16 protein-coding genes are annotated in these 12,712 nt (G+C 45.7%); 3 read left to right on the plus strand and 13 right to left on the minus strand.

Going from position 1 to position 12,712, the window contains the following annotated elements; genetic code table 11:
• The first annotated feature begins 44 nt into the window (after positions 1 to 44).
• On the plus strand, positions 45 to 965 hold the full coding sequence (glsB, locus tag J4N40_RS02665; protein WP_005381007.1) for a glutaminase B: 921 nt from the start codon (positions 45 to 47) through the stop codon (positions 963 to 965).
• 92 nt (positions 966 to 1,057) lie between these two features.
• On the opposite strand, the gene hemW is transcribed toward glsB, so the two are convergent.
• The 7 genes from hemW to J4N40_RS02700 all read right to left on the minus strand — a co-directional run bounded on the left by hemW (position 1,058) and on the right by J4N40_RS02700 (position 6,115).
• Entirely contained in the window at positions 1,058 to 2,236 is a 1,179-nt protein-coding gene (hemW, locus tag J4N40_RS02670) for a radical SAM family heme chaperone HemW (protein WP_065274863.1), read from the minus strand.
• An 18-nt stretch (positions 2,237 to 2,254) separates the two neighbouring features.
• The gene (locus J4N40_RS02675; RefSeq protein ID WP_005381009.1) at positions 2,255 to 2,857 is read right to left on the minus strand and encodes an XTP/dITP diphosphatase; all 603 of its coding nucleotides are present in this window, start codon (positions 2,855 to 2,857) and stop codon (positions 2,255 to 2,257) included.
• A gap of 118 nt (positions 2,858 to 2,975) precedes the next feature.
• Positions 2,976 to 3,407 (minus strand): DUF4426 domain-containing protein, encoded by a 432-nt coding sequence (locus J4N40_RS02680; protein ID WP_005381010.1) that lies wholly within the window; start codon positions 3,405 to 3,407, stop codon positions 2,976 to 2,978.
• Positions 3,408 to 3,535: 128 nt separating this feature from the next.
• Positions 3,536 to 3,826 carry a DUF167 family protein YggU gene (yggU, locus tag J4N40_RS02685; protein ID WP_065274862.1) on the minus strand — a complete coding sequence of 97 codons (291 nt, stop codon included), beginning with the start codon at positions 3,824 to 3,826 and terminating at the stop codon, positions 3,536 to 3,538.
• Positions 3,826 to 4,383 carry a YggT family protein gene (locus J4N40_RS02690; protein ID WP_005381012.1) on the minus strand — a complete coding sequence of 186 codons (558 nt, stop codon included), beginning with the start codon at positions 4,381 to 4,383 and terminating at the stop codon, positions 3,826 to 3,828. Before J4N40_RS02690 ends, yggU begins: the two co-directional genes overlap by 1 nt.
• A 52-nt stretch (positions 4,384 to 4,435) precedes the next feature.
• Entirely contained in the window at positions 4,436 to 5,254 is an 819-nt protein-coding gene (gene proC, locus J4N40_RS02695) for a pyrroline-5-carboxylate reductase (protein WP_005381013.1), read from the minus strand.
• Positions 5,255 to 5,413: 159 nt separating this feature from the next.
• On the minus strand, positions 5,414 to 6,115 hold the full coding sequence (locus tag J4N40_RS02700) for a YggS family pyridoxal phosphate-dependent enzyme (protein ID WP_115386296.1): 702 nt from the start codon (positions 6,113 to 6,115) through the stop codon (positions 5,414 to 5,416).
• Between the two features lie 28 nt (positions 6,116 to 6,143).
• Between J4N40_RS02700 and J4N40_RS02705 the strand changes: the two genes are divergently transcribed.
• Both J4N40_RS02705 and J4N40_RS02710 read left to right on the plus strand, forming a co-directional pair.
• The gene (locus J4N40_RS02705) at positions 6,144 to 7,184 is read left to right on the plus strand and encodes a type IV pilus twitching motility protein PilT (RefSeq protein WP_005381015.1); all 1,041 of its coding nucleotides are present in this window, start codon (positions 6,144 to 6,146) and stop codon (positions 7,182 to 7,184) included.
• A 30-nt stretch (positions 7,185 to 7,214) separates the two neighbouring features.
• Positions 7,215 to 8,321, plus strand: coding sequence for a PilT/PilU family type 4a pilus ATPase (locus tag J4N40_RS02710; protein ID WP_005381016.1), 1,107 nt, complete (start codon positions 7,215 to 7,217; stop codon positions 8,319 to 8,321).
• A 61-nt stretch (positions 8,322 to 8,382) separates the two neighbouring features.
• Here the strand turns inward: J4N40_RS02710 and ruvX are convergent, their stop codons facing one another.
• The 6 genes from ruvX to J4N40_RS02740 all read right to left on the minus strand — a co-directional run bounded on the left by ruvX (position 8,383) and on the right by J4N40_RS02740 (position 12,687).
• Positions 8,383 to 8,808, minus strand: coding sequence for a Holliday junction resolvase RuvX (gene ruvX / locus J4N40_RS02715; RefSeq protein WP_005381017.1), 426 nt, complete (start codon positions 8,806 to 8,808; stop codon positions 8,383 to 8,385).
• A gap of 35 nt (positions 8,809 to 8,843) precedes the next feature.
• Positions 8,844 to 9,407, minus strand: coding sequence for a YqgE/AlgH family protein (locus J4N40_RS02720; protein ID WP_005381020.1), 564 nt, complete (start codon positions 9,405 to 9,407; stop codon positions 8,844 to 8,846).
• A gap of 127 nt (positions 9,408 to 9,534) precedes the next feature.
• Positions 9,535 to 10,485 carry a glutathione synthase gene (gene gshB / locus J4N40_RS02725; protein ID WP_005381021.1) on the minus strand — a complete coding sequence of 317 codons (951 nt, stop codon included), beginning with the start codon at positions 10,483 to 10,485 and terminating at the stop codon, positions 9,535 to 9,537.
• 13 nt (positions 10,486 to 10,498) lie between these two features.
• Positions 10,499 to 11,230: a 16S rRNA (uracil(1498)-N(3))-methyltransferase gene (gene rsmE, locus J4N40_RS02730; protein ID WP_025768830.1), complete on the minus strand. Its 732-nt coding sequence runs from the start codon at positions 11,228 to 11,230 to the stop codon at positions 10,499 to 10,501.
• A gap of 113 nt (positions 11,231 to 11,343) precedes the next feature.
• Positions 11,344 to 12,039 carry a deoxyribonuclease I gene (gene endA / locus J4N40_RS02735; protein WP_005384533.1) on the minus strand — a complete coding sequence of 232 codons (696 nt, stop codon included), beginning with the start codon at positions 12,037 to 12,039 and terminating at the stop codon, positions 11,344 to 11,346.
• 150 nt (positions 12,040 to 12,189) lie between these two features.
• A complete protein-coding gene (locus J4N40_RS02740; protein WP_115386294.1) occupies positions 12,190 to 12,687 on the minus strand; it encodes a SprT family zinc-dependent metalloprotease in 498 nt (165 codons plus the stop codon).
• Between the last annotated feature and the right edge of the window lie 25 nt (positions 12,688 to 12,712).

Here is a 12,712-nt window from a genome sequence, read left to right on the forward strand (position 1 = left end):
TACCTCTGAGCTCAACGAGTTCTCTTGTAAATAGAAGGTAGAGAATGAAACCGACAGTGGAAATTTTGACAGATATTTTGGCGGAAGTACGCCCTTTAATCGGCCAAGGTAAAGTGGCTGATTACATTCCTGCTCTGGCAAAAGTACCCAGCAACAAGTTAGGTATTGCGGTATACACCAACGAAGGTGAGGTTATTAAGGCGGGTGATGCCGATGAACCTTTCTCTATCCAATCTATTTCAAAAGCATTGAGCTTGACGTTAGCGATGTGCTTGTACAAGCAAGAAGAAATTTGGTCTCGAGTGGGAAAAGAGCCTTCGGGGCAGGCATTTAATTCGCTAATCCAGCTAGAAATGGAGCAAGGTATTCCTCGTAATCCATTTATAAATGCTGGAGCGATAGTAGTGGCGGATTTGTTACAAACTCGCTTATCTGCGCCTCGTCAGCGCCTGTTGGAGTTTGTGCGTCAGCTTTCTGGTGATACCCATATTGTGTATGACAAAGTCGTTGCGGCATCCGAAATGATGCATGGTGATCGTAATGCGGCGATTGCATATCTCATGCGTTCGTTTGGCAACTTCGAAAATGAAGTGATTCCAGTACTACAAAATTACTTCCACGCTTGTGCGCTGAAGATGAGTTGCGTCGATTTGGCTAAAACGTTTAGCTATTTAGCAAACAAGGGCACATCGGTACAAACGGGTAAGCCTGTAGTTTCTCCTGTGCAAACCAAACAACTTAATGCACTGTTAGCAACGTGTGGCTTGTATGATGGCGCGGGCGAGTTTGCTTATCGCGTTGGAATGCCTGGTAAGTCTGGTGTTGGTGGTGGCATTATCGCGGTAGTACCTGGTGAAATGACCATTTCAGTATGGTCTCCAGAGCTTGATCCTTCAGGTAACTCGCTTGCTGGTACTAAGGCGCTTGAGCTGCTCTCAGAGCGAATTGGCCGTTCAATTTTCTAAGGTTGGAAATGTGTCAACCTTATTTAGGACGGCACACAGTTTCTAAATAAAAAGCCTCTCAATTGAGAGGCTTTTTTTGTTTTGGGGTTGCGTTACTCTTCGCTTTCTTCGGCCATAAAGGCTTCGAGCAAATCATTAAGGAAGAGCTTCCCTTTTTCAGTAATTTGCCAGTGGGTAGGCGTTTCACTCAGGTAGCCCATTTCTATCGCCCAGTTGATGGTTTCTTGAATCGTACTAAGCGGTAAGCCCGTGGTGTCCACGTAATCTTGCTTCGGACAGGCTTCAATTAAGCGGAATCGGTTCATAAAGAACTCGAATGGACGATCTTCATCCGCGACGACATGTTCCGTATGCAGATAAGGTTTGACCATATTTTGATAAGCCGCTAAATAGCCTCGCGGGTGTTTTACCTTTGTCGTTCGAATAATACGTCCGTCGGTAAAACTGAGTTTGCCATGAGAGCCACAACCGATACCAAGGTAATCACCAAAGCGCCAGTAGTTGAGGTTGTGCTGACACTGATAGCCCGGCTTACTGTAACCGGAGATTTCATATTGCACATAACCCGCGGCTGCAAGTTTTTGGTGTCCGAGCTCGAAAATATCCCACAAGTCATCATCGTCAGGTAGCGTTGGTGGCTTGTAGTAGAACATGGTGTTTGGTTCGATGGTCAGCTGATACCAAGACAAGTGCGGCGGTGCCAACTCAATCGCTTTGTCCAAATCTGCCAAGGCTTGTTCGATGCTTTGATCAGGTAAGCCGTGCATGAGATCGAGGTTAAAGCTGTTCAAACCGATTTGGTGCGCCAGATGAGCAGCGTTGACGGCTTCGTCTTGGCCGTGAATACGCCCCAAACGCTCAAGCTTTTGTTGCTCAAAGCTTTGCACGCCGATAGAGATACGCGTTACCCCGGCTTTACGGTAGCCAACAAAACGCTCTGCTTCGATGGTGCCTGGGTTCGCTTCCATGGTTATTTCGATTTCAGGCTTGAACGGAATACGCGCTTCAATGCCCTTAAGTAGACGCTCGATGCCTTCTGCCGAAATCAAACTCGGCGTACCACCACCAATGAAGATTGAATGCAGTGGACGTGGCGCTTCGTTAAGTCGGTATTTCTCAATGTCGGTATCCAAATCTTCTAAAAGGGCACTGATGTACTCTTCTTCTGGAATCTCGGTTTTGAGCGCGTGAGAGTTAAAGTCGCAATACGGGCACTTTTGCACACACCAAGGGATGTGTACATACAAGCTGAGTGCTGGGGGCGTTAACATGGTCTAATTCGCTCGTGATTACTGAGACACTTGCTCAGACAGTTGAGCAAACAACGACTTGAGCGCTTTACCGCGGTGAGACAGTTGTTTCTTACGTGCAGGTTCAAGTTCGGCTGACGCACAGTTGTCTTCAGGAACAAAGAAGATTGGGTCGTAGCCAAAGCCATTTTCACCGTGTGCTTCAGTTAGAATTCGGCCTTCCCATTTACCGTGACAGACGATAGGCGTTGGGTCGTTCTCGTGACGCATGAGGACTAATACGCAGTGGAAACGTGCTGTACGCTCTGCTTCTGGTACGCCTTCCATTGCCGCTAGCAATTTTTCTAGATTCTCTTGATCAGATGCGCTCTCGCCTGCGTAACGTGCAGAGTAAATGCCCGGAGCGCCTTTTAAGAAATCGACTTCTAATCCAGAGTCGTCTGCAATGGCAGGAAGCCCTGTTTCTTGTGCGGCATGGCGAGCTTTAATGATTGCGTTTTCAATGAAAGTTGTACCCGTTTCAGCTACTTCCGATACATTGAATTCACTTTGCGCTAATACTTCAAAGCCGAAGTCAGACAATAAATCTGCCATTTCACGAACTTTGCCTTGGTTACCAGTTGCTAGCACAATTTTTTTCATGGGAATCTCTTTTAATAGTGATAGAGGAGAACAAATCGTTCTCCTCTAGATATTCTTTAACTAATAAGTGGTTTTTAGCCTGCTTAGATCCAAAAGCTTTTGGAACATCACAACCCAATTACTCTTCAACATAAAACTTCTGGGTGAATTTAAGCTTACCTGAGCCTTTGTTTCCAGCTTTTACGTCAATATCGAAAGTAAAAGTTTCTTCGTGGGTAATTGGCAGTTCGGCTAAATAGTATATCGCATTGCCTTCTTTGACTTCACGAAAGGTCAAGGTCTGAGTTTGGCCGATAAGGTTCTTCGCGCGTCCAGCAATTTTTGCTTCTAATGCTGGCTTACCCAATGAAGCTCTATCTAACACGCTAATATTAACCACAGCGAGGTATCCATTACGTTTGATATCGTAGCTACGTGCGACTTTGGGTGTTAGGAATGTTGAGTTAAACGCTACATAGTGTACTTCGATATCTTTCATATTTTTAAACTGATCGGCGAAGCTTGGTAACGACAACAGGCTAATCAGTAATGCGGTAATCCATTTGCTCATTGTTACTTCCTCAAAGCACTTGTTATAAAACAACCATAGCTGCAATTTTACCTTGGTCAGGGGGTAAAAAATGCGTACTCAGTCGTTGGTATTAGTAAGTGTGGTACAAAATCGTAAATAAAAAGCCATCATAAGATGGCTTTAATTTCTGTCGGTATCTGGGTAGGCGATTCTATCCGAATTTGTTTGTGCCGTCCTAATTCACCTTTTTCTATGTTAACCAAGCCCTTAGCGATTTTAAACTGCTTGGCTAAGAACTTAGTTAGGTGTGCATTAGCTTTGCCATCGACAGGTGGAGCAGTAATGGCGATTTTTAGCTCTTCACCATGCAAGCCAACGATTTTATCGCGGCTAGCTTTAGGTTGAATATAGAGCTTCAGGATGATGTCCTCACCATCTTGCCAAACTGCAGCTGACATTATAGCTGGAACCAAATTGGACCAATGATATCGCCCATTAAGAAGTTCGCGAACTGCAAGCCGATAAATAACACCAGTACGCTTAAATCAAGACCACCAATAGCCGGAAGAATACGACGGATTGGAGCGCACATTGGCTCGGTCAGTTGATGGAATACGTACTCGATAGGGCTGCGGCCTTGGCTTACCCAGCTCAAAATTGCACGGATCAATAGTACCCAGAACAATAGGCCACCTGCGGCTTTGATTAATGATAATAAGCCCAAGAATAAGAAGTCAGCGCTGAAAGAGACGGAACCGTTCGAAGCTATTAGGATAAGCACGACAAATTTAAGCACACACAACACGTAGGCAAACAACACGGTTGCTAGGTCAATATTCCCCACGGAAGGGATAACGCGGCGCAATGGACCAATGACCGGCTGAGTCGCTTTTACTATGAATTGCGAGAATGGGTTATAGAAGTCTGCGCGCGCAGCTTGCAACCAAATTCGCAAAATTACGACCATGATGTACAGGTCAAATAGGGTTGAGATGAGAAAACTCATTGAATTCATAAGGTACCCTTAACAAGTGATGGATGATACTAAACGGAGTTCATCCAAATAATTAAAACAGTTTTTCCATTTCTTCCGCGCGAGCCACAGCAGCTTGCATGGCTTTAGCGACAATATCTGAAAGTTGATGTTCGTTGAATGTACGCAGTGCTTCTGCCGTTGTCCCACCTTTCGAAGTTACGTTCTCACGCAGGGTTGATAGCTCAGTTTCTGGGTTGCTAACCACCATACTGGCCGCGCCCAGTGCCGCTTGCTGAACCAATAGTCGAGCGGTCTCTTTATCAAAGCCTTGCGCAATCGCTTCTGCTTGCATCGCTTCCATAAACAGGAAGAAGTATGCTGGAGCACTGCCCGCTGCGGCAATCACATTATTGATGCCAGACTCTTGCTCAACCCAACATACTTTACCGACCGCTTCCATTAACTCTGCGGCAAAAGCTTTGTCGTGCTCGGTTACATGAGTTGGTGCGAACAACCCACTCATACCCAACCCAAGTTGTGATGGCGTATTTGGCATAACACGAACCAAGTTCAATTTGGTGGCTAGCATATCATCCAATCGTGAACAGTTGATGCCTGCGGCAATAGAAATCACCAGTTTATTAGTGAAATCGATCGATTGCAGTGGTTTACAGACATCCGCCATCATTTGCGGTTTTACAGACAATACCACCACATCCGCCTCGGTCGCAGCTTGGATGTTATCGCTGGTGGTACGGATGCCAAAATCTTGTTCTAGCAGAAGGCGACGAGCCTCTGAAGGAGCCGTCGCGGTAATGTTTTGCGCTGGGTATCCGTTAGCAACCAAGCCGGAAACAATGGCTCTCACCATGTTGCCAGCACCAATGAAGGCGATTTTCTTATGTTCCATTTGTCTGATTTCCATCATGATATTTAGAATTTATTGTGCGCTCAGGTGTATAATGGCGCCGCTGTTACTTACTGCTCCTATTGGCGAGTAAGATGATTGCGCATTTACGCTCTAACTTTTGGCGACGTAACTTATGTCGCGAGTGAGCGTTTTTTTGATTTAGCTGTAGTCTCGAGCGCCGAAAATAGCGGTTCCAATACGAACCATTGTACTACCAGCTTCGATTGCAGCGGTCATATCACCACTCATTCCCATTGATAATGTATCGATTTCTGGGAACTGTGCTTCGAGTGTTTGCTTCAACGTAGCCAACTTCTGAAATTCACGGAGTTGTGATTCGTAGTCAGACACGTTGGCAGGGATCGACATCAACCCTCTTAAAGTGAGGTTGGGTAGGCGAGAAATCAACTCTGCCAGCTCGAATACTTCCGCTTCAGTGACACCAGACTTAGATGCCTCACCACTGGTGTTAACCTGAAGCAGAACTTGTAGCGGTTTAAGTTCGCTTGGCCGCTGATCATTCAGGCGTTGAGCAATCTTGGTTCGATCGATGGTGTGAACCCAATCGAAATGTTCAGCAACAAGTCGCGATTTATTCGATTGAATCGGGCCAATGAAGTGCCATTCGATTCGATTATCTGGATAATGCTCGGCAAAGTGCTGAACTTTACTGACGCCCTCTTGAACGTAGTTTTCACCAAAGGCGGTTTGTCCCGCTTGGTAGGCTTCGAGAATTGCCTCGACAGGTTTAGTTTTGCTTACCGCTAGAAGTTGCACTGACTCTGGAGTTCGACCACATTTTTGCTCGTCATATCGAATTTGAGAGGTGATATGTTCAATATTTTGTTGAATACTACTCATAGCTGTACTTTAGACTTAAGGATTTTAAATGGATATCACTGAGTTACTGGATTTTAGTGTAAAACATAATGCCTCGGATCTACATCTTTCTGCAGGTGTCCCACCAATGGTTCGTATTGATGGGGATGTGAGAAAACTAGGCATTCCAGCGTTTACACACCAAGAAGTGCATCGTTTGGTTTTCGAAATCATGAACGATGCCCAACGCAGTGAGTTCGAAGAAAAACTCGAAGTCGATTTCTCTTTTGAGTTGCATAACGTTGGCCGTTTCCGTGTCAACGCTTTCAACCAATCTCGCGGTTGTGCGGCAGTATTCCGTACCATTCCAAGTAGCATTCCAACTCTGGAAGAGCTAGAAGCGCCAGAGATCTTCAAAAAAATTGCGAACGCTGAAAAAGGCTTAGTTCTGGTCACTGGCCCAACAGGTTCAGGTAAATCGACGACCTTAGCAGCCATTGTTGACTACATTAACCGTAATCACAACAAGCACGTACTCACAATTGAAGATCCGATTGAATTTGTTCACAACAACAATAAATGTTTGATCAACCAGCGTGAAGTTCACCGTGACACCCATAGTTTCCAAAATGCTTTGCGTAGTGCATTGCGCGAAGACCCGGATGTGATTCTAGTCGGTGAGATGCGTGACAAAGAAACCATCAGTCTAGCGCTGACAGCGGCTGAAACCGGTCACCTTGTTTTCGGGACGTTGCACACCAGCTCGGCGGCAAAAACCATTGACCGTATTATCGATGTGTTTCCTGGTAGTGATAAAGATATGGTTCGCTCGATGCTATCTGAGTCCCTTCGTTCGGTTATCGCGCAAAAGCTTCTGAAGCGTAACGGTGGTGGCCGTATTGCATGCCATGAAATTATGATGGCAACGCCTGCGATTCGTAACTTGATCCGCGAAGACAAAGTCGCGCAGATGTATTCGATCATTCAAACAGGTGCGGCTCACGGCATGCAAACCATGGAGCAAAATGCTCGTCAGTTAATGGCGCAAGGCATGGTTGCTCGTGAAGAGGTCGATAGTAAGATCGGATTAGAAGTGCAGCAATTCTCGTAACGTTCATACAGATAATGGTGAATACGGAAGATGGATCTAGATAAATTTCTCGAAGGCATGTTGGCGCTGAAAGCGTCGGATCTTTACATCACGGTTGGAGCGCCAATTCTATTTCGTGTGGATGGCGAATTGCGTCCGCAAGGGGAAAAACTCACCGAGAGTGATGTGGCTGCATTACTCGACAGCGCTATGGAACCAGATCGGCGTCAGGAATTTCGTAAAAGTCGCGAGTCGAATTTTGCCATTGTGAGAGATTGTGGTCGCTTCCGTGTGAGTGCCTTTTTTCAACGCGAGTTACCAGGCGCAGTGATTCGTCGTATTGAAACTAATATTCCTACTTTTGAGCAGTTAAAGTTACCGTTAGTGTTGCAAGATTTGGCGATAGCTAAGCGTGGTTTGGTGCTGGTGGTCGGTGCTACTGGATCGGGTAAATCGACCACCATGGCGGCGATGACAGGCTATCGAAACAGCAATAAAACCGGGCACATTTTGACGGTCGAAGATCCGATCGAGTTCGTGCATGAACACAAGCGCTGTATCGTGACTCAACGTGAAGTTGGGTTAGATACGGAAAGCTATGAAGTTGCGCTTAAAAACTCGCTGCGCCAAGCACCAGATATGATTTTGATTGGTGAGATCCGTAGCCGTGAAACAATGGAATACGCGATGACCTTCGCCGAAACGGGTCACCTGTGTATGGCAACGTTGCACGCCAACAATGCAAACCAAGCTTTAGAGCGCATTCTTCACTTGGTACCGAAAGATCAAAAAGAACAATTCTTGTTCGATTTGTCGATGAACCTAAAAGGCGTGGTTGGTCAGCAGCTGATCCGAGATAAAAATGGGCAGGGACGTCATGGTGTATTTGAGATCTTGCTAAATAGTCCACGTGTGTCGGATTTGATTCGTCGCGGAGATTTACATGAGTTGAAGTCAACCATGGCTCGCTCAAATGAGTTTGGTATGCTGACGTTCGATCAATCTCTTTATAAGTTAGTGATGCAAGGTAAGATCAGCGAAGAGGATGCACTACATAGTGCCGACTCAGCGAATGATCTGCGCCTGATGTTGAAAACGCAGCGTGGTGAAGCATTCTCTACGGGCAGTTTGGCAAACGTTAAGATCGATATGGATTAATCCAATCCAGAAACAAAAAAGGTTGGCAGAAGCCAACCTTTTTTCATTGTGCTTGAAGTGTTTACTCACCCCAAAGGGCTTCAAACCAGCTTTCTAGAATCACCACCGCTGACTGGCAGTCAACATTACCTTTCGATAGGGCTTTGTAGCCGCCCATGCTGAACAACTCCGCACGAGCTTCTGCAGTAGATAAACGCTCATCATGCAGCTCAACAGGCAATCCGTATCGGCCTTGCAGACGCTTAGCAAATTTTCGTGCACGAGGGGTTATGGTCTCAAGGTCTTTACCATGCAGATCGGTCGGTAAACCGACCACTAGCAAATCTGGTTGCCACTCTTTGATTTGCTTTTCGATATCGTCCCAGTTTGGAATACCGTCATTGGCTTTAAAGGCTTTTAATGGGGAAGCTGTACCAGTAATTTCTTGGCCAATAGCGCTACCAATGCTTTTGGTTCCAAAGTCAAAAGCCATAATTGTGCGTGACATAAGGTGTCTCTATCTAATGTAACTGTATATTTGGACTAAGCATGTCCAGAGTCTGCTGAAAGGTGACTTGGGTCGATACCCAGCTTTTCGACCGCTTTCTTCCAACGCTCGTTGATTGGTGTATTAAAGATAATTTCAGGCGTCGCTTCAATGGTGAGCCAAGAGTTTTCGACCAGCTCACTTTCTAATTGGCCTGCACTCCAACCGGAGTAGCCAAGTGCCACTAAGTAATCACTTGGTTCTGCTTCTGTTCCTAACACCGACAGAATATCACGCGAAGTGGTTACCGCGAGGTCATCGGTCATTTGGACGCTGGACTCGTAGTAATCTTTGGGTTTATGCAAAATAAAGCCACGATCTTCCGAGATTGGGCCGCCATTATAAACTGGTCTATCTAGACTGGCTTCAAATAGGCGCGGGTGTACTGGCTGAACTTCCACCTGCTTGAGCATGTTGCCGACGGTGATATCAACAGGAGCATTGATCATCAGCCCCATAGCGCCGTCTTCGTTGTGCTCACAAACGTAGATCACGCTGTTTTGAAAGTACGGATCTTTCATCCCAGGCATGGCAACCAAAAAGTGATTTGTGAGATTCATACTCATACTGACCCTTAACTCTCGTAAATGCCCTTAAGCAAACATCATACAATTTACATCTAGGTATGTGCATGAGTTTGCTTAAGTTAATGTACTATGCTCTCTATTAACTGTAATACAGTTTGAGTTATTCGCCTTTTACTCGACGCTCAATCGCATCCATCAGCTTGCCTGTGATTGAGATATCAAAAGCTGCTTCAATTTCGCGAATACAGGTTGGGCTGGTGACGTTGATTTCTGTTAGCTTGTCGCCAATTACGTCAAGGCCAACAAAGATAAGGCCTTTTTCTTTCAGTGTCGGAGCAACGGTTTGCGCAATTTTGAGGTCGGTTTCGCTTAGCGGACGAGCTTCACCAGTACCACCAGCGGCTAGGTTGCCGCGCGTTTCGCCTTTAGCAGGAATGCGTGCTAGACAGTAAGGCATAGGTTCGCCATCTACCACTAGGATACGTTTGTCACCGTTGCTGATGTCTGGCACGAAGGTTTGTGCCATTGCGTAGTTTTGACCGTGGTTAGTCAATGTCTCGATGATCACAGAGACGTTTGGATCGTTTTCTTTTACACGGAAGATGGACGCGCCACCCATACCATCAAGTGGTTTCAGGATGACATCACCATGTTTTTCACGAAATTCTTTAATTTTCTCTGCTTTTCGCGTCACGATCGTTGTAGGTGTCAGCTCTGGGAACCATGCTGTAAACAGCTTTTCGTTACAATCACGTAAGCTTTGAGGCTTGTTAACGATCAGTGCACCTTGTTCTTCTGCACGCTCAAGGATGTAAGTCGCGTAGATGTATTCAGTATCAAACGGAGGATCTTTACGCATTAGCACCGCGTCTAGCTCAGACAGTTCGATAGTTTGCTCTGATTTGAACTCGTACCAACCGTTTGGATCTTCTTTTAGTTCTACCACTTTAGTATCTGCAATGGCAACGCCTTGATCGAGATGCAGATCATTCATTTCCATGTAGTGGATTTCATAGCCGCGTCGTTGCGCTTCAAGCATCATGGCAAAGCTAGAGTCTTTTTTGATGTTAATGGACGAGATTGGGTCCATTACGATACCGAGTTTGATCATTATTTTTCTCCGTTTAACCAAGATCGCCGAAACGAACTTGTAAGGCTGTAATTGCTGTCAGAGCCGCTGTTTCGGTACGCAGAACGCGAGGGCCGAGTAGCGTTTCTTCAAATTGGTATTCTCGAGTCATCTCGATTTCTTCAGACGATAAACCGCCTTCAGGACCGATCAGTAGGCGCACTTTTTCAACCGGGGTTGGCAAAGTGTTGATTGAGTATTTAGCACGAGGGTGAAGGTTAAGCTTTAAACCATCGTACTCTTCTTTACACCACTCTTCCAAGCTCATAATTGGACGAATTTCGGGCACGACATTACGCCCACATTGCTCACAGGCACTGATGGCGATTTTCTGCCATTGCGCGAGTTTTTTCTCAAAACGCTTTTGGTCAAGCTTGACACCACAACGTTCAGAAATCAGAGGAGTGATGGTATTGACGCCAAGTTCAACAGACTTTTGGATGGTGAACTCCATCTTATCGCCACGTGAAATGACTTGACCAAGGTGCAGATCTAAAGGGGATTCAATACTGTTTTCTACGCGCTCGGTGATGTTAACCAAAACTGATTTCTTGCTGACTTCACTGATAACCGCTGGGAACTCTGCGCCACTGCCGTCAAAAAGGAGAACGTCTTGGCCTTCTTTCATGCGCAAAACACGACCGATATGGCCTGCTGCGTCGTCACTTAAAGCAAGTGAGCCAAGTTGATGAATGGTTTCTGGATGATAAATTCGAGGGGTACGCATGAGATTTCCAGCAAGAGAATAAACTTAAACCCTAACATGGATGCTTTGCACCGAAAAAACAAGGGGCAAGAAGCGTTTCAATATCAGTAATTGAAACGCTTCGAGGTCGGAGGTTACAGTGCGCGGCAGGCTTCTTGAACAAATGGGTTGTGATTGCCCTGTACTTTTGCAATGCGCTCGTCACGCTCACATTCCCATTTATCGGCAGGATAGGTTTTGTTCCAAGCACTCATTAATTGCGTTTGCTGCTTCGACAGTTTGAAACCGTACTCTTTGCTCATGTATAGATAGGTACGAGCAATTGAACCACGCGCACGGTCTGGTGGCATGACTTTACGCTGCTTAAAGTTCACTTGCATCTCACAGCGACCATAACTCACGCCATCCATACCGTTCCATTGGCTGAAGTTGTAGTTCGAACGGTCACCGTTTACTTCACCAATAGCAGGAGTTAGGTTGTGCAAGTCTGCTTCCATCAAACGAAAAGTTTTGTCTTTTTTCTTACAGTTTTTACGTCCGCCATCTTGCCAGCATTGACGCTGGTGGCCAAATTGCCACGCAGGAACAATGTGCTCCCATTCGATTCGTGCAGCCCGTTTTTCTTGTTTACGGACTTGGTAACCGCAAGAGGCTAAATCGGGTAAGCCTTTCTTGCCTTGCCATTGAATGTTACAGCCACAGTAGAAGCTTGTTGGGTGGTCTTGATAAATTTTGACCGCCTCACGTTTGGCTGCAGAGAATGAGCTCGGTGGCGCGGCAATCGCAGTGCTAGAAAGCGCGATAAGCAACAGAGAGAGTAAGTATTTCATGATAAAAGTCTTTATAAAGTATGACTTTATTCATGATAACACGCATAAAATAGCTTTAGTGATGAGTAAGTTAACAATAAGTGGCGAAGGGAAGGTTTTGATCAACTCGATCTTTATTTTGGGAACGCAAGTAACACTATGAGGTAAGGGCTACGATAATTGAATGCCGGTGAAGTTAAGTGGTTGGCGGCATTTTTGACAAGAGTACGTCGCCTCTTTGCGCAGCACTTTATTATGACGGCGAATCGATAGAGGGTAGGCCATACAACCACAACGATACTCAAAGGTTTTACCTTGAACGGATTTTACTTCAAAGCTGTGAGTGGTTTTGGCTGGTACGTTAAATACGGCTTCCATGACGCCTTTCCATTCTTTACCGTGAGGCCTAACTCGCCCGTAAACCTGATAAGTAATCAGGTGTGCTACTTCATGAGGAATGACTTCATCTAAGAATGCTTGGGTGTTTTCGCGAAATAAAACAGGGTTTAGGCGTACTTGATTTAATTGAAGGTAGGCTTTTCCTGCCGCTTTCCCACGGACGTCGAAGGTGATTGTTGGAATCGGGAAAGAACGTTTGAAAGCTTGTTCCGCCATCGCGATACAGCCCGCCATCACTTGCTTGGCTTTATAGCTGAGTTCTATATCCACAATTCACCTCGATAAATCAAATAAA

Origin of the sequence: Vibrio sp. SCSIO 43097, assembly GCF_023650755.1 — a bacterium.
GTDB lineage: Bacteria > Pseudomonadota > Gammaproteobacteria > Enterobacterales > Vibrionaceae > Vibrio > Vibrio alginolyticus.

Coding starts and splice junctions, on each gene's coding strand:
- glsB (WP_005381007.1), top strand. CDS start 45: ATGAAACCGACAGTGGAAATTTTGACAGATATTTTGGCGGAAGTACGC.
- hemW (WP_065274863.1), bottom strand. CDS start 2,236: ATGTTAACGCCCCCAGCACTCAGCTTGTATGTACACATCCCTTGGTGT.
- J4N40_RS02675 (WP_005381009.1), bottom strand. CDS start 2,857: ATGAAAAAAATTGTGCTAGCAACTGGTAACCAAGGCAAAGTTCGTGAA.
- J4N40_RS02680 (WP_005381010.1), bottom strand. CDS start 3,407: ATGAGCAAATGGATTACCGCATTACTGATTAGCCTGTTGTCGTTACCA.
- yggU (WP_065274862.1), bottom strand. CDS start 3,826: ATGTCAGCTGCAGTTTGGCAAGATGGTGAGGACATCATCCTGAAGCTC.
- J4N40_RS02690 (WP_005381012.1), bottom strand. CDS start 4,383: ATGAATTCAATGAGTTTTCTCATCTCAACCCTATTTGACCTGTACATC.
- proC (WP_005381013.1), bottom strand. CDS start 5,254: ATGGAACATAAGAAAATCGCCTTCATTGGTGCTGGCAACATGGTGAGA.
- J4N40_RS02700 (WP_115386296.1), bottom strand. CDS start 6,115: ATGAGTAGTATTCAACAAAATATTGAACATATCACCTCTCAAATTCGA.
- J4N40_RS02705 (WP_005381015.1), top strand. CDS start 6,144: ATGGATATCACTGAGTTACTGGATTTTAGTGTAAAACATAATGCCTCG.
- J4N40_RS02710 (WP_005381016.1), top strand. CDS start 7,215: ATGGATCTAGATAAATTTCTCGAAGGCATGTTGGCGCTGAAAGCGTCG.
- ruvX (WP_005381017.1), bottom strand. CDS start 8,808: ATGTCACGCACAATTATGGCTTTTGACTTTGGAACCAAAAGCATTGGT.
- J4N40_RS02720 (WP_005381020.1), bottom strand. CDS start 9,407: ATGAATCTCACAAATCACTTTTTGGTTGCCATGCCTGGGATGAAAGAT.
- gshB (WP_005381021.1), bottom strand. CDS start 10,485: ATGATCAAACTCGGTATCGTAATGGACCCAATCTCGTCCATTAACATC.
- rsmE (WP_025768830.1), bottom strand. CDS start 11,230: ATGCGTACCCCTCGAATTTATCATCCAGAAACCATTCATCAACTTGGC.
- endA (WP_005384533.1), bottom strand. CDS start 12,039: ATGAAATACTTACTCTCTCTGTTGCTTATCGCGCTTTCTAGCACTGCG.